Annotated in this window: 17 protein-coding genes; 9 read left to right on the forward strand and 8 right to left on the reverse strand. The window is 68.8% G+C overall.

The genetic code is table 11. The annotated features are described in order from the left end of the window. Positions 1 to 45 precede the first annotated feature (45 nt). The gene (locus QSK31_RS33720; RefSeq protein ID WP_285688643.1) at positions 46 to 933 is read right to left on the reverse strand and encodes a helix-turn-helix domain-containing protein; all 888 of its coding nucleotides are present in this window, start codon (positions 931 to 933) and stop codon (positions 46 to 48) included. 185 nt (positions 934 to 1118) lie between these two features. Between QSK31_RS33720 and QSK31_RS33725 the strand changes: the two genes are divergently transcribed. After that, positions 1119 to 1979 carry an SDR family oxidoreductase gene (locus QSK31_RS33725; RefSeq protein WP_285688644.1) on the forward strand — a complete coding sequence of 287 codons (861 nt, stop codon included), beginning with the start codon at positions 1119 to 1121 and terminating at the stop codon, positions 1977 to 1979. A 133-nt stretch (positions 1980 to 2112) separates the two neighbouring features. Here QSK31_RS33725 and QSK31_RS33730 read toward each other — a convergent pair whose 3' ends face one another. Continuing rightward, the gene (locus QSK31_RS33730; protein ID WP_285688645.1) at positions 2113 to 2505 is read right to left on the reverse strand and encodes a winged helix-turn-helix transcriptional regulator; all 393 of its coding nucleotides are present in this window, start codon (positions 2503 to 2505) and stop codon (positions 2113 to 2115) included. A 78-nt stretch (positions 2506 to 2583) separates the two neighbouring features. On the opposite strand from QSK31_RS33730, the gene QSK31_RS33735 reads away from it, so the two are divergent. Further along, positions 2584 to 3564, forward strand: a complete 981-nt coding sequence (locus QSK31_RS33735) for a zinc-dependent alcohol dehydrogenase family protein (RefSeq protein WP_285688646.1) — start codon at positions 2584 to 2586, stop codon at positions 3562 to 3564. Positions 3565 to 3955: 391 nt separating this feature from the next. Then, positions 3956 to 4795, forward strand: coding sequence for a zinc-binding dehydrogenase (locus QSK31_RS33740; protein ID WP_285688647.1), 840 nt, complete (start codon positions 3956 to 3958; stop codon positions 4793 to 4795). A 241-nt stretch (positions 4796 to 5036) separates the two neighbouring features. On the opposite strand, the gene QSK31_RS33745 is transcribed toward QSK31_RS33740, so the two are convergent. The 3 genes from QSK31_RS33745 to QSK31_RS33755 all read right to left on the reverse strand — a co-directional run bounded on the left by QSK31_RS33745 (position 5037) and on the right by QSK31_RS33755 (position 7236). Next, positions 5037 to 5441, reverse strand: a complete 405-nt coding sequence (locus QSK31_RS33745) for an SRPBCC family protein (RefSeq protein ID WP_285688648.1) — start codon at positions 5439 to 5441, stop codon at positions 5037 to 5039. Positions 5442 to 5446: 5 nt separating this feature from the next. Beyond that, the gene (locus QSK31_RS33750; protein ID WP_285688649.1) at positions 5447 to 6304 is read right to left on the reverse strand and encodes an AraC family transcriptional regulator; all 858 of its coding nucleotides are present in this window, start codon (positions 6302 to 6304) and stop codon (positions 5447 to 5449) included. Between the two features lie 272 nt (positions 6305 to 6576). Next, positions 6577 to 7236, reverse strand: coding sequence for a TetR/AcrR family transcriptional regulator (locus tag QSK31_RS33755; protein ID WP_285688650.1), 660 nt, complete (start codon positions 7234 to 7236; stop codon positions 6577 to 6579). A gap of 817 nt (positions 7237 to 8053) precedes the next feature. On the opposite strand from QSK31_RS33755, the gene QSK31_RS33760 reads away from it, so the two are divergent. After that, entirely contained in the window at positions 8054 to 8791 is a 738-nt protein-coding gene (locus QSK31_RS33760) for an SDR family NAD(P)-dependent oxidoreductase (protein WP_285688651.1), read from the forward strand. A 232-nt stretch (positions 8792 to 9023) separates the two neighbouring features. Here QSK31_RS33760 and QSK31_RS33765 read toward each other — a convergent pair whose 3' ends face one another. Beyond that, on the reverse strand, positions 9024 to 9569 hold the full coding sequence (locus tag QSK31_RS33765; protein ID WP_285688653.1) for a hypothetical protein: 546 nt from the start codon (positions 9567 to 9569) through the stop codon (positions 9024 to 9026). Positions 9570 to 9924: 355 nt separating this feature from the next. Further along, complete coding sequence (locus QSK31_RS33770) at positions 9925 to 13116, reverse strand: putative Ig domain-containing protein (protein WP_285688654.1); 3192 nt, start codon at positions 13114 to 13116, stop codon at positions 9925 to 9927. Between the two features lie 520 nt (positions 13117 to 13636). Here QSK31_RS33770 and QSK31_RS33775 point away from each other — a divergent pair. The 5 genes from QSK31_RS33775 (at position 13637) to QSK31_RS33795 (ending at position 22097) form a co-directional block, all read left to right on the forward strand. Beyond that, a complete protein-coding gene (locus QSK31_RS33775) occupies positions 13637 to 15139 on the forward strand; it encodes a DUF3375 domain-containing protein (RefSeq protein WP_285688655.1) in 1503 nt (500 codons plus the stop codon). Then, positions 15132 to 15803, forward strand: coding sequence for a DUF4194 domain-containing protein (locus QSK31_RS33780; protein ID WP_285688656.1), 672 nt, complete (start codon positions 15132 to 15134; stop codon positions 15801 to 15803). Before QSK31_RS33775 ends, QSK31_RS33780 begins: the two co-directional genes overlap by 8 nt. A gap of 2 nt (positions 15804 to 15805) precedes the next feature. Then, positions 15806 to 19144 carry an ATP-binding protein gene (locus QSK31_RS33785; protein ID WP_285688766.1) on the forward strand — a complete coding sequence of 1113 codons (3339 nt, stop codon included), beginning with the start codon at positions 15806 to 15808 and terminating at the stop codon, positions 19142 to 19144. Beyond that, the gene (locus QSK31_RS33790) at positions 19141 to 20406 is read left to right on the forward strand and encodes a Wadjet anti-phage system protein JetD domain-containing protein (protein ID WP_285688657.1); all 1266 of its coding nucleotides are present in this window, start codon (positions 19141 to 19143) and stop codon (positions 20404 to 20406) included. Before QSK31_RS33785 ends, QSK31_RS33790 begins: the two co-directional genes overlap by 4 nt. 626 nt (positions 20407 to 21032) lie before the next feature. Then, positions 21033 to 22097 carry an extracellular solute-binding protein gene (locus tag QSK31_RS33795; protein WP_285688658.1) on the forward strand — a complete coding sequence of 355 codons (1065 nt, stop codon included), beginning with the start codon at positions 21033 to 21035 and terminating at the stop codon, positions 22095 to 22097. 13 nt (positions 22098 to 22110) lie between these two features. Here the strand turns inward: QSK31_RS33795 and QSK31_RS33800 are convergent, their stop codons facing one another. Continuing rightward, positions 22111 to 23649, reverse strand: a complete 1539-nt coding sequence (locus QSK31_RS33800; protein ID WP_285688660.1) for a sensor domain-containing diguanylate cyclase — start codon at positions 23647 to 23649, stop codon at positions 22111 to 22113. Between the last annotated feature and the right edge of the window lie 136 nt (positions 23650 to 23785).

Below are 23785 nucleotides of genomic sequence, written 5' to 3' on the forward strand. Positions count from 1 at the left end.
TCACTCCACAACAGAAGGACGGTGACGGATATCGGCGGCTTGCCTTCAGGCTGGTGGGGCGGGCCGGAGCGATGCGGAGCTCAACGACCAGCTCGCCAGCAGGCTCAAGGCGTGCTGGGAGGGTGAGTTGGGTTCGGTGCTGTAGAGGAACACCGTCGTCTCCTTGTCGCCGGGCAGGGTGACGGTCTCGTAGTCGATCGACAGGTCACCGACGACCGGGTGGCGAAGCTTCTTGGTCCCGTAGGTGCGCTGATAGACGCGGTGCTCGTTCCACCATCGCTCGAACTCGGGACTTCGAGCGCGGAGGTCGTCGATGAGCTCGGTGGTCGATCGGTCGTTCGGATGGGCGCCGAACTCGAGGCGCAGGCTTTGGACGGCGGTTCTTGCCTGCTGATCCCAGTCGACGAACAGAGCCCGAGCCTCGGGGTCGAGGAGAATCCAGCGGGCGTAGTTCCGCTCGCGTGCGGGCATCCGTTCGAAGTCGGCGAACAATGCCCGAGCCAACCGGTTCGCCGCCAGCACGCTGCTGCCGCGGCCGAGAACGAGTACCGGCACGGTGTCGAGGTTGTCCAGCAGCTGCTGCACGCCGGGCCGGATCCGTTGCACCCCCGGCACGGCCCCTGACGTACGAGCGCGCGGCGAGCCGGACGAGCCGGCACCGATGAGGTCCTCGAGGTGGCTCTGGCCGGCCGGATCGAGATTGAGAGCGCGCGCGAGCGCCGCGATCACGGCCGGCGAAGGCACGATGCGGCGTCCCTGCTCAAGGCGGGCGTAGTAATCCGTCGAGACCCCGGCGAGCAGCGCCACCTCCTCGCGGCGCAGGCCCGGCACGCGGCGCACGCGGATATCAGCCGGTAATCCGGCTCGCTGCGGGTCCTGTTGGCTGCGCGCCCGCCGCAGGAAATCGGCGAGCTCGCGGTTGATGGCGGCCATGGTCACATTGTGCCCGGCGGGTCGGCGAGCCGGGTGGACCGGACAGTCCTAGGTCGCGCATTCCCAGGTCCGGAAGGGCTCGAGATGACCGCCCAGGGCCGCAGCACGACGACCACAGTTGAGCTACGAACCGATTCCGCCGAACGTCTCGGCGAGACGACAATTTCTCCCCGGAAGGACCTTCCATGAGCATCCCCGCCGATCGCCCCGCCACCTGGTTCGTGACCGGTACGTCCCGCGGCCTCGGCCTCGAACTGGCCGTTCAGGTCCTGCGGCGCGGTGACAATCTCGCCGCCACCACCCGCGACGCCGAACGCTTGAAGACCGCGCTCGACGGCCGCGTGGACACCTCGAAGCTGCTCGCCCTCACTGTCGACCTCCGTGACCCCGACGCCGTCGACGGCGCCGTGAAGGAGACCACTGCTCGCTTCGGCGGCCTCGACGTGGTCGTCAACAACGCCGGCTACGGCTACCTCGGCGCCGTCGAAGAGGCCGGCCCGGCCGACGTCCGCGACATGCTCGACGTACAGGTCGTCGGAGTCTGGAACGTCCTGCGCGCCGCCTTGCCGGTCCTGCGTGGCCAGCGCAGCGGTCATGTCGTGACCGTGTCGTCCGTCCTGGGTCTCACCGCCGTGCCGGGCTGGGCGCTGTACTGCGCCGGCAAGTTCGCCGTGGAGGGCATCAGCGAGGCGCTGGCGGCCGAGGTCTCGGACTTCAACATCGACGTCACCATCGTCGAACCGGGCTACCTGCGCACCGCCTTCCTGACCACCGACGCACTGGCACTGCCCGCGGCGCCCTCGGACGCCTACCCGGCCATCCGCGCGATGGTGCGGAGTCACCTCGAGCTGCAGGGCCACCAGCTCGGCGACCCGGCCAAGGCCGCCGAGCGGATGATCGAGAAGGTCGTCGCCGGCGGAGGGCCGCTCCGCCTGGTGCTGGGATCGGACTCCCACGCGTACGCCACGGCGAAGGTCGACGCGCTGCGAGCGAATCTCGACGACGCCCGCGACTCCGCGGCCGTCACCGACCACCCCAGCGCCTGAAGAAGATCGTCGACGAGGTGCAAAGTGCCGAGGTGAAGGTGCCGGGTACGACGAAGGAGTCGTTAACCGAGCCGGCCGGGGCCACGGCGCACTGCCGGTGTTCCCTTGAATCCACGGTGATCACGTGTCGCATTCACGGTCGGGCGGTGTCGTCCGTCGTCGGCGCCTCAGGCTGATTGTTCTGCTGGAAGTCGACGATCGTCCCGCCGTTGTTCCGTGCCCAGTCGGTGAGCACCTTGATCGGCTCGATCAAGGTGCGTCCGAGCGGGGTCAAGCTGTACTCGACGCGCGGCGGCGATTCGGCGAAGGCTTGCCGTTCCACCAGCCCGTACGACTGGAGCCGCCGCAGCGTCTGGGTGAGGACCTTGCGGGAGATGCCGCCGATCAGCTCGGCCAGTTCACCGGGTCGCTGCGGCTCGAGGCTGAGCGCGAACAGCACGATCACCGCCCATTTCTCGGCGATCACCTCGACGGCCAGGCGGGTGGGGCAGTCGGCGAGGAAGACCTGTCCACGGGGGCTCTGCACAAAACCAAAAGGTACCAGCGGGTGCCAATCGACTCCGTAGCGTTTTCTCGGAACCCGCTGGGAGCAAAGGAGTCACTCATGCCACGAGTAGTTGTGTTCGACGAGGCCGGCGGTCCGGAAGTGCTGCGCATCGTCGAGGAGGCCGTCGTCGAACCCGCGCCGGACGAGGTCCGCGTCCGGATCGAAGCCTTCGCCGTCAACCCGCTCGACGAGATGGTCCGTGCCGGGCACTCCCCGCGGCCCGTGCGACTGCCGCACGCCCGGCTGGGTGTCGAGGGAACCGGTGTCATCGACGCGGCCGGCTCCGCTGTCACCGGGCTGGCGGTCGGCGACCCGGTCATCATCACCGCCATTCCCGACTTCGAGACCCGGGGCGCGTACGCGGAATTCACGACGGTCCCGGCGAGCCACGTGACGGCGCGGCCCGCCGGCCTCGACGTCACCGACTCCGCGGCGCTCTGGGTGGCGTACTTCACCGCGTACGGCGCACTGGTCGAGAAGTCGGGGCTGCGACCCGCGGACCACGTTCTGATCACCGCGGCGTCGGGCGGCGTCGGCCGCGCCGCGATCCAGATCGCCAATATGATCGGCGCTGTACCACTGGCCGTCACCCGGCATACCGCGAAAGCCGAGGGCCTGCGGGCCGCCGGCGCCGCGGCGGTCATCGCCACCGACGAGGATGACGTGGCCGAAGCCACCCGGCGGCACACGGGTGGGGCGGGCGCCGACGTCATCCTGGACGCCGTCATGGGTCCGGGCCTGGCCGATCTTTCTCTGGCGGCGAAGATGGGCGGCACCCTGACCACCGTCGGCTGGCTGGATTCCCGCCCCGCGTCCTTTCCGGCGAAGCCCTCGCTGACGATCCACCGCTACATGGCTTTCGCCGATCTGGCCGATCCCGCCGTCACGAGGCGGGCGGCGGCCTTCCTGAACGCCGGTATCCGAACCGGCGTCCTGCGACCGGCCGTCGATCGGGTGTTCGACCTGAACGACATCGTCGAGGCGCACCGTCACCTGGAGAAGGGCGACCTGACCGGCAAGATCGTCGTGACGGTCTAGAACGGGGTGTTCCGGCACTCGCGCCGGACGGGTGGCGCGGTGGGTGACGGGCCGGCATCGATTGGCGTCCGTCCAGGAGCCCGGCGTCATCCGTCGGCGAGGCGCTGGATGGTGGTGGCCAGCCACGCCCGTAGATCCGCCGGATCGCCGGGCTCGGAGCGCAGGACCCGGCGGCGGGTCGAGACGCCCAGGACGAAGGCGTCGATCGCGGCGGCCCGGGCGAGCGCCTCCGCCGCCTCCGGGCGATCTGATCAGGTCGCGGCGACGTCGAGGAGGTCTTGCCGGGCGGTGGTGAGCAGGTCGGAGAGAAGTCGGAGTCGTCGCCGAGGATCCAGCGGGTGGTGGCAAGCCGGAGAATTGCCGAGCCCACGTCGGCGGCCAGGTGTGCCGTGTGGTCGTCGTGGCCGCGGCGCACCAGGGCGGCGACGAGCTTCTCGGAGAGGTTCAGCATTTTGATCAGCTCGCGCTCCCGAAGGGCAGGCGTGGCCGTGATCACCGCGGCACGCTCGATCAGGAACTCGCGCGGCCGCAGCACCTCCGGCGTGTGTGCGAACGCCGCGTCGGCGACCCGGTCTTCGGGCCGTCGGTGTACACCGGGCCGTCCGCGGGCGCGGCCGACCAGGCCTTGCTGAACGTCTGGTTCGCGCGCCCCGCCGGCCTCGGCGCGGTCGAGGCGGCGGCGCTGCCGATGGCTGTCGAGACCGCCTACCGCGGCATCGACGCCCTCGGCGACGTGTCGGGCAGGACCGTGCTGGTCAGCGGCGCCGGGACCACGATCGGCTTCGCGGCGGCCCAGATCGCCGTGCGGCTCGGCGCCCGTGTGATCGCCAGCGCCGGGAAGACGTTCGCCGACGTGTTGCGCGAAGCGGGAGCCGAGGTCGTCGCGTACGGTGACGGCCTCGGCGAGCGGGTGACGACGCTGGCCGGCGGCCCGGTCGACCTGGTCGTCGACAGCGCGCCGGCGGGAACGGCCATGCCGGAGCTCTTGACCACCGTCACCGACCCCACCCACATCGTCACGATGACCGACTTCGCCGCGCTTCAGACTCTGGGAGTACGCAGCACCGGCATGAACATGCGCTACGAAGTCCTCGGCGAATACGCCGATCTGGCGGCGCAGGGCAGCTTCTCCATCCCGGTCGCCGCGACATATCCCCTCGACGACTGGCGCGAGCCTCTGGCCGTCAGCCGCTCGGGACAGGCCCGCGGCAAGCACCTCCTGATCCCGTAGCCCTCCCGGCCGACGCGGATCCCACTCTCGATCAACCTGTCGGCAGGCCAAGCGAGAGGGGGCCCACCGGTGGCTCCGCGTCGTACAGAAGCTCGCGCTTGCCGGCGCCGGCCACGGTCCGCGCGCCGGTGCGCCCGCCCGGTGTGCCGACGTCGATCAGGACGGACAGCGCCGGGCCGGCTCCGGTGAAGGTTCCGCCGGCCTGCCGCGCGCCGCCACCGCCTTCTTCATCGCGTCCCCGTCAGCCTGCCTCAATCGTCCGCTTGAGGCCTGCAAGCTGCCCGCTGTCAGCCCGGCGGATGGCGGCGCGCAGCAGGCCGGAGAACGGGCGCCAGATGCCCCTGGCGTGGCAATCGGCGGTCAGAGTGACCTTCGTCCGGGCGCCGTCGGGTACGCAGGAGTAGGTGTACGCGGCGGAAACGCCGCCCTGGGACGAGTGCACGACAACCGTTCGACCAGGATCGACGATCTCAATGCGGCCTCTGCGATCGCGGCCGCGGGTGCGGAAGGTTAGTTCCGGGCCGCTCACCATGATGCTTTCCACACCGGGCATCCAGGCGGGCGCGGCGGGCCAGTCAGTCAACCGTGCCCACACTTCGGCGGTCGGGCGCTCGACGGTGGTGGAGGCGATGAAGGCAGTGGTCACGGCGGTCAGCGTTCCGGACCGGACCGACCCGCGTCTTGGACGGATTTCACATCGGTGACCATCTCCGGCACGAAGCCCGGGGCGGCTTGCTCGGGGGTGAACGCGGCGCGCTGGGCCGCCACGTACGCAGAAGGTGTCACGCCTGTGTGCCGCCGGAAGTCACGGATGAAGTGGCTCTGGTCGAACCAGCCGTACGCAGCCGCGAGGCCGGGCCAGTCCACCGGCGCGTAGACGTCGATCGCCGCGAGCAGTGCCCGCAACCGCAGGATCCGGGACACCACCCGCGGGCCGAGCCCGACGATCTCGGTGAACTCCCGGTCGAGATGCCCGTGGGAGACGCCCAGTTCGGCCGCGAGTCCGCCGATCGGCCGCAGCGGGTCGGCTTCGAGGGCGAGCACGGCCGCCTCGCACCGCAACACGGCCGGGCCGGGCGCGTCGGCCGCCACCGCCTTTTCGACAAGATCGAGCGTGCCGTCCTGGAGCAGCGCGCGCCGCAGAGCGTTCGCTGCGGGCCAGGCCGCAAGGAGGTCGACGACCTTTCCACGTATGGAAGCCGGCCGCAGGCCGAAGAGGGCTTGGCATCCGACCGCGGTGGTGACCACACCGAAGCAGTGGGTTTCGCCGAGCGGCTCGTTGATCACCGGGCGGTCGTGCGGGCCGAGGAGGAAGCCTTCGCGAACGACCAAGGCCGGTCCGTCGCCGGCCACCAGGCGGATCGGGTCGCCGAGCACGATGACAGCGACGGTGGAGCCGGTGGGCGCGATCCGCTCGCGGCGATAGTCGATCCGGCCGCGGGCGTACCAGATCGACTCCACGAACCGCGCCGGCGCGGGCGGGTGACGGGCCTCGTAGACGAAATCCACGCCCCTATCTCAGCACGCGTGACGTCGCCTTGCGTACAACGGCGACCTCGCATCCGTGCCGTCCCACCCGTCGGCCTCTGCCGACCTGCGCCTCGTGGCCGGCCGCCACTGGCAGCCTGACGTCTGCTCGGCCGCGTGGTCGATGGTCGCGACGATGTTGTTCGGGAGTGGCTCGGTCGCTACCGCATCGAGGTCCTATTGGAGATGCTCGAGTGAGGGTGCTCCGAGGATGACGAAGTCACCGTGCTTGCCGTCGAGTGCCGAGTGGCGGATCAGCCATCGGAGTGCGGCGTCCGCCGGCTGGATGGCGGGCGGGGCGTGTGCTTGATGCCGTTGAGGACGACTGTCAGTCCACGCTCGAATTCCTGGCCGGTGAACGCGGCCCCGACTGGAGCTAGTTGGGCGAGGGTCGGTAGTACGCCTTGTGCGAGCTCTCCTATCCGTTGGGCAGCAGAGGCGGGATCTTTCTCGTGCGATAGCCGGCCGGCCAGCTCGTTTTGCACGATGCCCATGACGAACGCCGAGACGGTGCGGAACGCGACAAACAGATCGACGCCGTCCAGGCCTCCGCGCGCGAGCGCTGCCGCGAGCGCCTCGGCGGGGGCGAGGCTGGCACGGGACGAGGTGCGGCGGGTGAGTACGAGCGGGATGGCTGCCGGATGCGCGCGGAAGGTTCGCCACAGGGCGGTGGCCACTGCGCGCGTGTCGGCCAGCCAGTCGTCGGTTGGCTCTGGTATCTCGACGAGGGCGGAGACAGCGTCGACCACGAGTTCCTCGAGGGCTTCGCGGCTGTCCACGTAGTTGTAGAGGGTCATGGCGCCGGTCTGCAGGGACGTCGCGAGTGAGCGCATGGTGAGCCCGACCAGACCGTCCCGGTCGACGATCGCCAACGCGTGTTGCTGGATGTCGGCGAGGGTGAAACGGGCTCTCATGCTGACCACTCCCGGTTTAGGTACGGCGTACGTATCCGAGGCTACAATACGTACAGCGTACTTAAGATGAAGAAGAACTTCAGTGACCATCACGAACCCGTGGGGCCTGCGGTTCCCGTGCTCGGCCCGCGCCTCTGGCTGCCCCGGCTACTGGCAATGGCAGCGGCGTCGCCACCCTGACAAGCCGCCTCGCCCGTGTGCCCCACATCACTTGACACGTACAACGTACGCGAGCCACTCTTACGTACGTTGTACGTGTCATGTCGGGGCGTACGAAGTGCCGCTCCGCGCGAAGCAGACGGATCCCGGGCTGACTGCCCAGCACAAGAGCGGGACCGGACGGGCCAACTTCTCAACGGAAATTGAAGGATCACATGCTCGATGACCGCACCGCAGTCGCCGACCCGGCGGTCGAACCGTTCCTTGCCTGGTCGGTGGCTGACAACATCACCGGCTGGCGGGCCTACCTCGGCGACAAGTAGGGCACCGACGACGTGCCTGCCTCCGCTTCCGCCGCCCCGCGGGGGCTCACTCCACGATCTGCCCACGGCGTACCTCGATGTCGGTCAACTGGATCTCTTCTGCGGGAGACGGTCGCCTACGCCACACGGCTCATGGAACACGGCGTGGCCGTGTACCTCTGCGTACGCCCCGGCGCATTCCACGGCTTCGACCAACTCGCACCCGCGTCCCGCATCGCACAGAGCGCATTCGCGGATCGCGTCGCCTTCCTCCGGGCCCTGTAACACCGACCGCTTCCGGCCCCACGTCATCCGGTCACATCCCTAGACCGTCAGAAGACCAGCAAGGAGATCCCGTGAGCACCAAGACCGCCCTCATCACCGGCTCGACGAGCGGAATCGGTCGCGCCACCGCGCTCAAGCTCGCCCGCAACAGCGTCCGTGTCCTCGTCTCCGGCCGCGATGCACAACGAGGACAGGAAGTAGTGGAAAAGATCCGCTCCGAAGGAAAGGAGGCCCACTTCATCCGTGCGGACCTACGTGACGCACACTCCGCTGTCGAACTCGCGGCCAAAGCCACCGAGGTCGCCGGCGGAGCCCTCGACATCCTGGTGAACAACGCGGCGATCGGGACCGCCGGCCCAACCGCGGGCACCGAGGAGACGACCTTCGACGCAGTGCTGGCCACCAACCTGAAGGCCCCGTTCTACCTGGTAGCCAACATCGCACCCGCGATGGCCGCCCGCGGCGCTGGAGCGATCGTCAACGTGTCCACACTCGCCGCCGAAGTCGCGCTCCCCGGCCTGTCGGTCTACGGGGCGAGCAAGGCCGCCCTGGACCTGCTGACCAAAAGCTGGGCAGCCGAATTCGGCCCCGCCGGCGTGCGCGTGAACTCCGTCAGCCCCGGCCCGACCCGTACTCCGGGATCCGAATCCCTGGGAGAGTACCTGCAACAGCTCGCAGCGCAGGCCCCGCTCGGCTTCGTCGCCAACCCGGAAGACATCGCCGCGGCCATCACGTTCCTCGTCAGCGACGAGGCACGGTTCATCACCGGCACCGTGCTGGACGTGAGCGGCGGCCGCACCATCATGTGAGAGCGGGTAGAGCTCATCTCGGCGAAAGACGCCTGAACCGGTGCCGCGTCCTGCCTCGGTATCACTCTTTTGCCGACGCAACCTCCGGGACGCGGGCGATGCCCAGTGAGGGCATTCAAGGGTGAGCCTCGTTGCCGCAGGTGTTTTCGTGTCCGACCCGGCGCCGCACGACCGAGCGACCTGGCACGGTATCGCGCACAACATGGCGTCGGTGGTCGTTTTCGCCTCGCCGTCAGGCGAAGGGCCGTGTGTCGAAGCCGATCCCCCCACGGTCGGCCCTCCGCAGCACCCGCCGGCCGTAGCGAGGGGGCCGACGGATGTGGAGCCCGAAGTCCCAGGCATGGAACCTCAGGTCGAAGTCGCGGCCCTCCAGGTGCCATCTGGCCTCATGGCGCGGGATCGCCGGCCCCAACCGGCGCAGGTTTCTCATCTCCAGCGGCAGGCAGATGGAGCGCAGATCGCCGGTGATCCCCGTCACGCTGCCGAAGATCAGAGTGGCCGGCGCGACCCAGAACTCGTAGCTGCGCCCGGGAACTGATGGTTTGACCCGGCGCACGATGTAGTCGAGGTCGAAGTGCAGTGCCATGCCCGACGGCGCGGTGTCGTCGAGGTCGTCCTGCTCAAGGAATTCCTCCGGGGTCAGGTCGTCGGGTGGACCCTCGTCGTCGGTGACGGCGAGGGCATGGATCTGACAGGCGTGCCACGACATCGCATCGAGGTCCTGATCCGTCCATCTGGCCTTGGTCAGTCCGGACTCGGGGTGCACCACAGTCTCCATCGGACAATTATCGTCGGCCGACCGGCCACAGGCACAGCCTTGTCACCTTGCCTCGGACCTTCAGGATGCGGCGGCCGTGTTCCGACGGCGGCCCTGGACTCGTCCGGTCGGCTGGCGGACGAGTCCAGGGCCCAGCGAGCGCCGTCCGCCAGGACCTGCCGCGGTGTCACCGCGGTACTCGCGCCCCTGCCGGCCACCGTCAACAGAGAGCGAGGGGGCGCGCAGCGGACCCGCGTGAGTTCTAGGTCGGGCTACATCCGTTGAGAGGATGATTGCGCGTTCGATGCTCATCGAAAACGCGAACCTGAAACCGCGGCGGGGCTGCCGGCACCTGGTCGGTGCCGGCAGCCGCATATCACTGTCCGGCGACCAGCTTCCAGGCCAGCGCAGCCGGATTGGCGATCGGGTCCTGCGAGCTTCCCTCGTTGACAACCTCGAAGGTCAACGTGTTGACACCGGGGCGCAGCTGCACCGCCGCCGATCCGGCCTCGGTGAAGCCCGCGGTCAGCACGGTCGCGCCGTTCAGCCCGGCGGTCACCACGTCGTCGCCGGCGGCGTACAGGCGGGCCGGTTTAGCGGCTTGCGCCGCGCTCACCGTGACCGTCGCGGTGAACGTCGCCTGATTCTGGCCCGGTGTCAGCAGGCGGCGGGTCCAGATCCACGGTGCGTCCGGAACCCTGGCGTACGTCCCAGCGGTGCACAGGTTTCGCGCGTCGAGCGCTGTACAGCCGTTGTGGCCGTGGGTCAGCTCGCTCACTCCGGTGGCGCCTGCCGGATCCTTCCATGCTGACCCGGCCTTCGAAGCGCCGAGCACCGCGCCGTCGCCGATTTCGCCCGCCGACTGCGCCACGATGGCCGCGGCGGCCGCCTGCTGGTCGCCGCTGAGCGCGACGTCGAGAGCGCAGGCGTCGAGCAGTTTCTGGTCGGTGATGCCGGCGGCGGCGCAGGCGGCGCGGGCCGCGTCACGGTTGGCGCCGGGCACGCTGTTCAACGGTAGGTCCGCGTACGGGAAGGCGAAGTCCGTGAAGGTCGAGGTGTCCTCACCGGCTTCGTAGTCGAACAGTGACGTCTCCGGCGTGACCCGCCAGACCTCGGGGTCGTCACCGACCTCGCCCAGCAGACCCCGCAACGATCCGCGCTGGGACTCCGGCGCGCCGGCCGTCAGGTTGAGTGCCGAGCCGGGATCGTAGTCGACCGCTAGATACGTGCCGTCGGCTCCGCTCACGGTCACCCGCCGCGCGTTCGCGTCCAGCGACACTGTGCCGCCGCCGGACAGTTGGGCGGTGCCCGCGGCGAGATCCACGGCCGTGCCGTCGACGAGGGTGCGGACGCCGGAAGCGGTGAGGTAGACACCGATCCGGTGCCCGCCTGTGCGCACGGCCACGGCCGAGTTGACGCTGACCACCCGCGAACCGTTCCACGGACGCTGCCGCACCTGGATCTCGAGCTCATCCACCGTGGATTTCACCGCGGTGAACTCGCCGACCCGCTGGAAGTCGTAGCTCACGCCGTCGAACGTCCGGAGGTGCGGATCACCCCAGGAGACGGTGCAGAGGCTGCCGCAGAACGGTGCCGGCGGGGCGTCGACATCACCGATGGCGACCGGCGGCGGCAATTCGGCGTTGACCTTCAGCGGGAATGTACGGCTCGCAGTGCGACCCTCGGTGTCCTCGACGACGACGGCGACCGTGGCGGTGCCCTCGCCGGTCGGCTTGCCGGTGATCCGGCCGTCCTCGCCCATCGTGAGGCCTCCCGGCAGGCCGGTCGCGGACCACCGGTACGGCTCGGCGCCGGCCGTCGCGGACATCCCCATGGCGTAGTCGATGCCGACGAATCCGTCGTTCAGCCGGGCCGTCGTGATCTGGAACGCCACGCCCTCGCGGACGGTCAGCCGGATCGTCCCGGTCGCGGTGCGGGACTCAGCGTCGGTGACGCGAACCGGGACATCGAACGTGCCGGCCGCCGTCGGCGTGCCGCTCAGCGCGTCGCCGACGACGGTCAGGCCGGGCGGGAGCGCACCGGTGGCTGCCCATGTGTACGGCCCGGTTCCGCCGGTGGCTTCCAGCTGAGCGGAGTACGGCGCGCCGACGGTCGCGTCGGCCAGCGGGTCGCTTGACACGGCCAGGCCGTCCGGCCCGCACCCGAAGAAGGGCCGGTCGATCGTGTTCGACTGGACGTTCGCCACGGTCGCCTGCTGCTTGGCCAGGGTCTTGCCGAACAGGCTGAGGTCGGCGCTGACCCGCGCGGTCAGGTACGGACCGAAGGTGATCCGGCCCGGACACGGGGCGGTGAACGTGCCGGACAACCCGGCTTCGGGGCGGATCGTCGGCCCGGCCAGCCCGAATACGGCGGCGCCGATGCGGGGCTCGATGTAGACCGACGCCGAGCCCGACGCCTCCGCGCCACCGTTCAGCGGGCTGACGATCGTCGCCGTGGCCGACGCGGTGCCGATGTCGAAGACGCGGCCGTCGCGGTATTCGAAACCCGCCGTCGCGTTCGCGGTGGCGTTCGCCGACCAGGTAAGGGATCCACCGATCTTGGCGCGTAGCCCGGCGTCGAGGCCGATCGAGGGAACAACCGGGATGCCTCCCGGCAAGAAGATCACGCCCATCTGGATCGGGCGGATCACGTCGTGCTTGACGTAGCTGAGCTCGCCGGCCGCGCTGAACTTGGCGGAGGCGCCGACCTCGACGGTGTCGCTGACCGCCCAGCGCATCGACTGGAGCTTGCCCTTCGGCAGCTGGCCCCACTTGACCTCGACACTGATGCGGACGGTTACGTCGAGAGTCGCGTAGACCTTCGCGTGCACCTCGCCGTCGAAGGACAGTGTGCCGCTCCCGTTGGCGCCGCTGGTCGTACGGTCGGCGGCGAGCTTGAAGGACTTGTCCAGCGCTGGGATCTCGATCGCCTTGCGCAGCCGGGCCGCGCCGGGCGTGGTCGGCGCGGCCGCGGCCTCGCCCGGTGTGAGCGGCACGTCGGTCAGATTGATGTCGGCCTGCAGGAAGGCTTCGTCGAGCGCGGCCGGGACGGTGCCCACGACCGTGGCCGAGCCTTTGCGGCGCACGTCCGTGACCCGCCGGAGCAGGCCCTGCGGTGTCGTGGGGCTGATCCCGGCGACCACCACGTCACCGGTCTCCAGCCCGGGGGCTCGCGTGAACGTGAGACTGTCGCCGGCGACACGGCTGATCGACTTGAGGACCTGCGCCGAGGGTTTCACAACGTCCGGCGACAGCACGGTGGCAGCGGCCGGTGGTGCCTTGACGGTGAACGTCACCGTGGCCACCGCTGTCGTGTCGCCCCAGGTGCGGACGCAGGCCAGCAGCGTGTGCCGGCCGGCCGGGGCGGATGTCGTCATCGACCAGGTGCGGCTGCCGTCACGGTTCGGCCTGCGGGTGATCTCGGCCGCGCCGATGCTCTGGTCGTCCGCATACAGCTCGACCCGGCGGACCAGGCCGGCAAGACCACCACGAAAGGCGCCGGCGATCGCGATCTCCGGCGTCTTGGCGGTGTCGACCGTCGCACCCGGGCGCGGGCTGGTGATGTTCACGGTCAGCAAGCGGGCCTTGCCGGCCGCCACGCATCGCGGAGCGGGTCGCTGAGCGGCCGCTCGATCTGGTGTCGCAGCGTCCGCCGATGGCGGAACCCCGATGGCCAGACCGCCGGCGACCAGGACCGCAACTGCCAGCGACGCTGTGCGCCGCCACGATATGAGCATGTCGAACGCCCCTCGAGACCCGTGCGGCCCGACCGGCCGCTACCTGCCACCTCCAACCGGAGGGAGCAGGGTCAGGTTTCGGGCGACCATTCAAAGCGGTGGAAGTTCCACCCGAGTGGCCAGACCAGATCCCTCGTGCGCGAATGCTCCGCGCCGGTGGCGTGCCTCCGCGGCGATAGCCCAGGGTCCGCATCCAGGGTCGGGCACCTTACCCAAGCGGACCTTTGCTCAGTCTCGATCTCGTGACACTGCCCGGTTCAGTCGGAAGGGCATCGGCGAGCACCGCAGGCAGGAGTGCCGGCGGCAATGGTGAGGTCTTCAGTGTCGTACCTGCGCCGTAGGCTCTGTGTTGATGGTTACGCGAGGTGTTGAAGGTGCCTACCAGGGTGCGCTTCGGGCTTTTCAGAACCCGATGCTCGCCCTGCTTCATCAGATGCACGCGCCGTTCGTGGTGACGGTGCTGGCAACGGTCTTCACCGCGGAGCGCCCGACTGTTGCGGTGGTGGTCGCGCATGCGGAGATCAACGACGCCCTTGATCAGTTGCGGGCTGCGGGCTACGGCGACGAGGACAGCCAGCCGCTGCCCGCGGGAAACGCGCGCGATCTCTGCCGGCAGTGGGTGCAGGCGGGGTGGTTGGTGCGACAGGTGTACGACGACGATGTCGAGGCGTACCGGCTCTCGGCGTACGGCGTCGGTGCACTCGAGGTCGCCGGACGGGTCGGCGGAGCGCGTACGAGGGTGTCGGAGTCGCGGGTCAGGACACTGCTGGAGGCGATTGAGCGACTGGCCCAGGACGCTGATCCGGACCTGATGTCCCGGATGGTGCGCCTGCATGAGGAGATCGAGCAGCGGCGGAAGGAGCTGACCCTGCTCGAAAAGGGCGGTGCCGTCGAGACTGCCGACGACGAGCAGCTGCTCGAGGAGGCCGAGAACGTGTTGCACCTGGCGCGCGAGCTACCTGCGGATTTCGCTCGCGTGGCCGAGTCGATCAAGGCCATTCAGCGCGACGTTGTCGCGGAGTTGCGGCACGACGTACGGCCCACCGGTGAGGTGTTGCGCGAGTACCTTGCGCGCGGCCAGCGAATCCTGGATGCGACACCGGAGGGCCGCGCGTTCGCGGGGGCGCTGCGCCTGATCGGGGATCCAGCGCAGATCGATGACCTGTGGGGCCAGCTACGCACCGTGCTGCGGCACCGGTTCACCGAGCTGCTGCCGCCGCAGCAGCGGCGTGAGCTTACCGAGATATCGCGGCGGATCGAGCAGGGGGTCAAAGAGGTGCTGGCCGCCCAGAGGCAGGCATCGCATGTCATCACCACCCAGGTTCGCAACCACGATCCGATGCGGGACCGCCAGGTGGACGAACTGCTGAGGGACGTGATGTCGGGCCTGCACAAGTGGGTTCCCGGCTCTCGCCGCGGCGAGGCCGTCGAGCCGCTGCGGCGCCTGCCGGTCGCCGACGTCGGGCACCTGCGCCAGCGGATGAGTGACCTGCGGCCACCACAGCCGCCCACGCCACTGCGGGAATGGGACGAGACCGAGGACCTGCCGGCTGCGGACACGCGGGCATGGGGCGGCCCTCGGTACGCCGAGTTGCATGCGCATCTGGAAGCGTTCGCGGGCGGGGCGCCGAGTGTGGATGTCGTGGCCGCGTTCCGCGCAGCGAGCGAGGAGATCCGACGGCCGGTCGATCTGCTCGGTCTGCTGGAGATCGCACATGACACCGGGATGACCGAGACGGCCGAGGTCGTGGTGGTGGACACGGTGCGACCCGATCGGACTCGCAGACGGTTCGCTCTCGGCAGTGTGGTGGCGGCGAATCCGGCTGTCGGGGACGGGAGCGATGGGGATGAGTGAGCCGGTCGGCGTCGACGATGGCCGGCCGGCGGGCATGGCGGCCGGGTTCATCGACCCGGTTCCGATGGAGGAGGATCCGGCCGAGCTGTTCGCCGGTGACGCGGGCACGTTGGACGCGGACGTACGACGGGTGCTGGTCCAGTTGTTGCGACGTAAGTTCCTGCTCGCCGAGAAGAACTCGGCGCAGTGGCGCACGTTGCTGGAGAACCAGCAGATCATCGAATCGCGTATGCACGACCTGTTCGTGCGCCTCGTGGTCGACCACGATCGAGGTGTCGCCTACAAGCAGCAGGTGCGGTCGGTGGAGCTGGACGTGCCGATCCTGCTCAAGGACGACCCCTACAACCGGGCCGAGACTCTGGTCCTGGTACACCTGCGGACCGTGTTCCAGCGCGAACGTGGCACGGGTGAGACGTCCGCGCGGGTGGACATCGAGGAACTGGAGCAGACCGTGCTGACCTACTTCGACCCGCACGACCACAACCTGGCCCGGCGCCAGCTGGAGGTGCGTAACGCCGTGCAGCGGCTGGTCACCGAAGGTCTGCTGGCCGAGGAGTCCGCGGGCCGGTATCGGATCACCCCGATGGTGGAGGTCGTGCTGAGCACGGAGAAGCTCGCCGAGCTGGACCAGTGGCTGCGCGAACAGAACGAGGCCACCGCGTGAGCATGATCGACACGCTGTTCGGGCTGGTCCCGGCAGCGTCGCGAGGTCAGCAGTGGGTACTGCGGGATCTGCAACTGGTCAATTGGGGCGGCTACGACGGGTACCACCACCTGCGGCTTGCGCCTGGCGCGACCCTGCTGAGCGGAGGTTCCGGATCAGGTAAGTCGACGCTGATGGACTCGTACATCGCTTTGCTCATGCCGCACACGACTCCCTTCAACGGGGCATCCAACGGCGGAGTGGTCGGCCGGCCGCGGGGCAAGGACCAACGCAACATCCTTTCGTACGCGCGCGGCAAGCTCGACGAGTCCCGCACCGACGGTGAGACGAGGTTGCGGGTGCTGCGTGGCGACGGCCGCGACACCTGGTCCGCCATCGCGATGACCTGGGTGGACCACACCGGGGCCGAGTTCACCGCGCTTCGGGCCTGGTACGTTCCGTCGTCCGCCCGCAGCCTGGATGACGTCGCGGCGGTACGCGCCACCTGTGACCACGGCTATCAGCTGCGGGAGCTGGAGGGTCCGGCGAGCAGGAAGTTCGCCCGTGACGACGTCGAGGCGACCGGCTTGAAACTGCTTCCCACCGACCGGGAGTTCACCGCGCGTCTGCACACCACGCTCGGTATCGGCGCCGCGGGCGACGGGCACAAGGCGGTCGCGTTGCTGGGACGGATCCAGGCCGGCCAGCAGATCACCACGGTCGACGCTCTGTACAAGACGATGGTCCTGGAGGAGCCGTCCACGCTGGCCACTGCGGACGCGGTGGTGCAGCAGTTCGACGAGCTGTCCGGCACCCGGGCCCGGATGATCACAGCCCGCCAGCAGGTGAAGGCGTTGACCCCGATCCGCGAGCACCGGCGAACCATCGACGAATCGGTGGACCGGTTGCGCTCGATCGACGAGATCGGATCCTTCACCGATGCGTCCTCCCCGGCCGCGTTGTGGCGTCACCAACGCCGCCTCGACCTGCTGCGCTCGGCAGAGGGGGATCTGGACCAGCGGCACCGCCGAGCCCAGGAGGAACTGGCGGAGACGAACGCCTTGGTCGCCGCGGCCGAGGCACAGCGCGACGGGGTGGCCGACACCATTCGCGCGTCCGGTGGCGACCGCATGGAGACCGCGCAACGAGAAATCCGCGTCGTGGAGCAGCGGCTGGGCGACGTCGAACGGGCCCGGGAGCGACTGGACCGGGCACTGGTCACGATCGGGGCCTCTGTCTCAACCGGTGCCGACTTCGCCGGACTGGTCGAGACGGCGCATCGCTCTCTGGCCGACGTCGACGCCCGGCGGACTGCTCAGAACGCGTACGCCGAGGCGGTGGCGGAGAAGAAGGCGGCCGAGCGAGAGCTGGAAGGGTTGCTCGCCGAGCGCAACGCGGTCAAAGGCCGCCGGGGCAACATCCCGACAGACCTGCACGCGGCTCGCGCGGCGTTGGCCGAGGCTGCCGAACTCGGCCCCGAGGACCTGCCGTTCGTCGGCGAGCTGATCGAGGTGCGGACGGAGTTCGAACCCTGGCGCGAGGCGTTCAACCTGGCGCTCGGCGGATTCGCCACCCGGATGCTGATCGACATCGGCAGGTTGAGCACGTTCCGCGAGGCGATCGACTCGGTGCCGACCGTACGGCGGGTCCAGTTCGAGGGCGTACGCACGGGGCTGCGTGACGAGGTCGGACTCGACGGCAGGACTCTCCCCGGCCGGCTCGACTACCGGCCATCGCCGTTCACCGCCTGGCTCAAGGGCGAACTCGCCCGCCGGTTCGCCTTCGTCTGCGTCGACACGCCCAGGCTGCTGCCGCAGTACGCCAAGGCACTCACGATCACCGGCCAGACGTCGGACGGTGGCCGGGGCGCGCACGGTGGCCACGGCCGGCCCAATGTGCTCGGCTTCACGAACGGCAGGACGCTCGCCCAACTCGAGAACCGGATCAGCCTCGCACGCAATCGCTCCGCCGACGCCGTCGCGGGGGTCTCGAGAGGGGAGGAGAACCTCAACTCGGTGGAAGCCAGACGTACGACCTATCAAATCTTGACCGAGTCGTCGTGGGATCAGGTGGATGTCGACGCCGTCCGGGCGGAACAGAAGCACTGGAACCGCGTCATCGACGAAATCCGCGCCGGCAATCCGGAGATCGATCAACTGCAGCACCGGCTGGACGACCTCAAGCAGCAGGTCAGGGATCTGACCGAGCGGGTCGGCCGGCAGAAGGACGCCGTGAAGGCGGTCGGTGAGTCATGGGCGTCGACTGTCGACGAGGTGGACAGCGCCCAGCTGGCGCTCGACAACGCCGCCGAGTCAGGCGTCGACCTCAGCCCGGAACACCAGGACTACCTGGAAACCCTGTTCGACAGCGAGACGGACGGCACCAGCCCGATAGACGTGCTCGCGCGGTTCGACGCCGGCGTGAAACGCGCCGCCGAGCGGCTCGACACCGACCGGCGCTTCGCGACGGAGTCGATCGGCCGGTCGAGGAAGGCGCTGCTCGACACGTTCTCGACCTTCCTCGAGCGCTGGCCGAACCCGAACCTCGGCATCGACCCGGATGCCTCTTACCGCGACTTCGACCACCTGCTCACCGACCTGCAGACCAGCGGCCTGCACGAGCTGGAGACCGAATGGCGCGACAGTCTGCTCAACCTGTCCGGCAACGACCTGACCGGCCTGGACAGCGAGCTCGCCGCAGCGGTCCGGGAGATCCGCGACCGGATCGACCCGGTCAACCGAATCCTCGCCGAACTGCCGTTCGCCGACGACGAACACCGGCTGCGCATCGACCCGCAGGAGAGTCACTCCACGGCGCGCGCCCGCTTCCGCAAGGAGTTGCGCGACGTACGCGCCTTCATCGATCAGGCCGCGACAGAGGACGACCGGGAACGCGCCTATCATCGGATGGCCAAGGTGATCGACCGCATCCGCCGCGCCGCGCCGGATTTCGCCGACCTCGTCGACGTGCGCAACCATGTCCGGATCAGTGCCGAGAAGATCGACCTCGACGGTACGCACGTCGCCGTCTACGACCACATCGGTGAGAAGTCCGGCGGCGAGTCGCAGGAGCTCGTCGCGTTCATCGTCGGCGCCGCGCTGCGTTACCAGCTGGGCGACGCGGGCGCTGCCCGTCCCCGCTATGCCCCGGTCTTCCTCGACGAGGCGTTGATCAAGGCGGACGCGCATTTCACCGGCCGAGCCATCGGCGCGTGGCGCGGACTGGGCTTCCAACTGGTCATCGGCGCCCCGAACGACAAGCACAGCGCGATCGAACCACACGTGGACGCGGAGTACGTGATCCTCAAGAACGCCCACGGCCGATCCTGGGCAAAGCTCCTGGTCGGTGTCCCGGACGCATGAGAGGGCTCAGCACCCCACAGGACGCCGTCGCGGCTGTCCGCAGCAGGATCGAACAGAAGTGGGAGGAGGCCGCGTGCGCGGAGCTCGGTGTCGGCGACCGCGTCGTGTTCTCCGTCCGGCTCCGCCCGGGGGTGAGAACGGGCAAGGCTGTTGAGCAGCTCGGGCACACCACCTGGCATAGCTGGCACATGCAGTGGCGCGACTTCTGCGATCGGCTTCCTGCCGGCGTGGAAGTCGTCCGCACCGCGGTGACGATCCGAGGCGTCGCCGGCGATTTCCCGGCCGTGCTCAACGCAGACCTGGACGGCGCCGCCACGCTCGTCGCCGACACCCGCAACGGTGCTGAACCCCTCGCCGTGGACATCGGCCGGGCCCGTGCGCTGGCATCGACCCTGCAATCCGCCGGCGCCACCCTCACCCCGGCCACGCTGCGGGCCGTCTACGGCCTTTCCGCCAACGACGTTGACGTGCTGATCAACGCGGTGACCTGGCTACGCCGGCACCCCGACGCCGGCAGCTGGACGCTGCGGCAACTTCCGGTGCCCGGGATGCACACCAAGTGGCTCGACACTCACGGCGCATTGCTGCGTGACGTCACCGGACGCGATGTCCGCGACGAAGTCCGGCCGCGGCTGACCGTCATGCACCTGACCTATGTCGACCCGGGCCATGCTGCGTCGGGCCGGCGGAGGCACGACGCCTGGACCACCGGGGACGTGCACGACATCGCCTACCAGCCGCGCGTCGTCCTCGTCGTGGAGAACCGCGATTCCCGCCTCTGGTTCCCCGCGGTCCGCGACACGATCGTGGTCGAGGGTGGCGGGAAGGCCGCAGCCGCCCTGCTCGCGAACGTGCCCTGGATCCGCTCCGCGGATCACGTCGTCTACTGGGGCGACATCGACGCGGACGGGTACGCGATCCTCGACCACTTCCGCGCCACGCTCGCCGTGCCCGCGCCGGACGGGGCGCCGGCAAAACATGTCCCCTCGATCCTCATGGAAGCCACCGACCTGCACCACTACTCCCCGCATGGCGTGAACCACGACAAGGCCGGCCGGCCCATCAAGCCGTCAGCGGAGCTCTTGCCCCATTTGACCGAAGCCGAGACCGTCGCGTACGCCACCATCGCTACCGCGGGCCCGACCCCTTTTCGCCGGATAGAGCAAGAAGCCATCCCTCTCACCCACGCCGTAACTCAACTGCTACGGATCATGAGAGGACAGGGATCAGATTCGCGGCGCTCACGTGCGTCGTGGCAATAGGTCGTCTGACGTCAGGGGTGCACTCGTCTGTCGGTCGTGAGCTTGCCGCCGACGCGCGACTCCTCGGTGTCAGTAGACCAATCGACGGCCTCACTCTCATGGCCGAGAGGCGGATACCCGATCACGGGCGCTGTCGGGTGACAAACCCTGTGGGCCGTACCTGGGCAGGGTGCGCGCGTCGCGGCTGAGCGCGCGGATGACCGAGCGCGCCTACCGTGACGAGTACGTCCGGGAGGACCGGCTCTACCCGATGTGGCGGTTGCTGCTGGTTTCCGGGCTGCGGCGCGGGGAACTGTGTGGTCTGCGTTGTGGTGACCTGGAAACGGACCAAGGGGCGCTCAAGGTGTGCCGGCAGATCGTGGTCGAGGACCCTGGCAGCAGACTGCGGGTGAAGCCCCCGAAGTCCCACAACAGCGTGCGCACGCTGGTACTCGATCCGGTTACCCGGTGTACGCGGAGTAGGTGTGGCCGTAGGTGTAGCTGTGTAGCTCGTAGCCGAGCCCGTAGACCTTCTTGAGATCCTCGATCGCCTTGAGCTGAGCCTTGCTGTGCCGGCTAGCGCTCGACTCTACTTCGCTGGCGGAAAACGGATCGAACCCTCCTAAAATGGTGAAAGATTACGGGTTGTGAAGAACAGTTACGTCCGCCGTGCGGTCGGCGCGGCCATCACTGCTTCCATGCTGACGTCCTGCGGCGTCGGCGGTGCGTCCCCGAGCGGGACCGGTGGTGAAGTCACTCTGACGTTCGCCGCCTACGGCGGCGCGGGCCAGCAGGCGATGATCGACAATTATCAGAAGCCCTACGCCGCGGCCCACCCCGAGGTCACGTTTGTCAACACGTCGCCCCCCGACCTGGCGCAGGTGAAGGCCCAGGTCTCGAGTAACGCCGTGAAGTGGGACGTCGTCGCCGTCTCGCCGGCGGCTGCGGCTCAGGGCTGCGGAACGCTCTTCGAGGAGCTCGACTTCCCCGGTCTGGACACCACGGACCTCGTTCCTCTGACCGTCGGCAAGTGCTATCTCGGCAACTGGATCAACGCGACTCCGATCGCCTACCGGACCGAGGCGTTCCCCGACTCGAAAACCGCACCTAAGACCGTTGCGGACTTCTTCGACATTCGGCGGTTCCCGGGGCAGCGAGGCATCACTCCCTCTCTCCAGAACGGCATCCTCGAGTACCCACTGCTGGCTGACAAGGTGGCTCCGGAGGACATCTACCCCCTCGACATCGACCGTTCGCTGAAGAAGCTGGCAACCATCCGCAAGCAGGTCACGTTCGCTCCGAACTTCGGCGCTCTCCAGCAGGCAGTCGGCGCGAAGCAGGTGGACATGTTCCTGCTGCCCGACTCGCGGCTCGTCCCGCTGATGAACGACGGCAACGACCTCACCATCGTCTGGGACAAGACCGTGACGACCTTGAACGCCTTCGCGGTGCCGAAGGGGTCTGCGAACAAGGAGGCCGCCAGGCAGTTCATTCAGACGCTGGTGAGCCCGGAGGCGGTCGCCGCCATCTCCGAAGCGGTCGGCACCGCGCCGGTGAACATGGCGGCCGAACCGAACCTGCCCCCGAACGCGCTCAAGGTTCAGGTCTACGGCCCGGTCAATACGGGTGTGACCGTCTACCAGGACATCGGCTGGTACGCCCAGAACTTCGATCAAGCCACGGCGAAGGTGAACGAGTGGCTGATCCGGTGAGTGAGGCCGAAGGTCAGACGGCCGCCAGCACGTGTTGCGACTTGCCGGATGTCTTGGCCTGATACATGGCCAGGTCGGCGGCACGCAGGATCATGTCGGTGTCGTCGTCCGGCAGGTTCAGCCGGATGCCGACGCTCGCGGTGACGGTCACCTCGTCGGAGCCGACCCGAATCGGCACGCGCAGGTCGGCGACTATCCGGTCCGCTATGGCACACGCGTCGGCGGAGCCGGCCATGTGCTCGAGGAGGACTGCGAACTCGTCACCGCCGAAGCGCGCCACGGTGTCGCTGCCCCGGGTGGAGTTCAGCAGGCGCTCCGCAGTGGTCCGCAGGACGAGGTCGCCGGCACTGTGACCGTACGCGTCATTGACCGCTTTGAAGCCGTCCAGGTCGATGAACAACACCGCGAAGACGCTCGCCCGGCCGGCATGGTCGTCCAGCGCTTCGGCCACCCGGTCGTAGAACAGGCTGCGGTTCACGAGGCCGGTCAGCTGGTCGTGGAATGCCATCTCGTGCAGTTCACGCTCACGTTCCCGCAGTTGCCGCTCGACCTCCTGCCGACGCGCGATGTCATGTCGCAGCGCGGCGGTCGCGCGGTCAACCTGGTCCATCGCACGGTTGCGGGCGCCCGCCAGCACTGCGACCAGTGCGGCCAGCAACAACGTGAACGCACCACCGGCCCATGGCGTGAACCGGCGCAGCCGGCGGTCGCCGTCGCCGAGCAGGGTGCTGGTGGGCGTCAGCCCGAGGCGCCAGAGACGCTGACCGATGTACAGGTCCCGTCCGCGATCGAGGCCAGGCTCGTCCAACGGCGCGCCCGCGTCGATGGACACGATGGTTCGCGGCGCCTGCGGATCGACGTCGGTGAGCGTCAGATTGACGTGGTCGCTTATCCGGCCGGTGAGCGTGGCTCGCAGGAAGTCGTCCGCGTAGGCGCCCATCACGATCCAGCCCCGGAAGGCTCCCACACCGTCCAGCACCGGTATGGCCATCGTCACCGAGAGCTTCTGCTGTGCTGCGGGCAATTGACGGTCCCGTACGGCGATGTGCGCCGGGCCCATGGCGAACGACCAGACGTGCTGGGCGGTGTTCAGCGCCTCCGCGGTGGCCGGCGTCAAGGCGAGGTCACGGCCCGGCGTCGGCGCTCGCGAGTTGAAGGATCGTGTGAAGATGACGAACTGGTGTTCCGCCTCGGCCCGTGTGCGGTAGAGGGTGAGTGTGGCGGGGCCCCGGGCCCGCCAGTATGCCTGAGTCTGTGCCACCTGCGAGTCAGCGGCCGGCACCACGAACGAAATGCTGGTGGCGCCCGCCAGGCGTTCGGCACTGAGCGCCACGGTGAGGTGCGCGAACGTTCGAGCGTTCAGCTGCGTGAAGCCCGCCCCGACCGCCGTCGCCACATCCAGCAACGCATCCTTGTAGGCGCCGATGCCGTCGGCGATAACGCCCGCGGACTCGTTCATCGACTGGGTCATCGCCTGTTCGGCGAGCCGCTCTTGCCCACGGCTGACCACCGAGGTGGCGAACGCGGTCGCAACACCACCAGACGCCAGCACCGCGAGTACCAGAAACGTGCCTGCGAGTCGCCTAGCGCGTCCGTGTATGAGCCATCTCACTAAGCTCTGATCGGCCGCCCCGCGTCTGACATGAGCGCCGCCGCAGGTGGGTATGTCAGACACACCGGTGGGTATC

It is taken from the genome of Actinoplanes sp. NBRC 103695 (genome assembly GCF_030269485.1).
Lineage (GTDB): Bacteria > Actinomycetota > Actinomycetes > Mycobacteriales > Micromonosporaceae > Actinoplanes.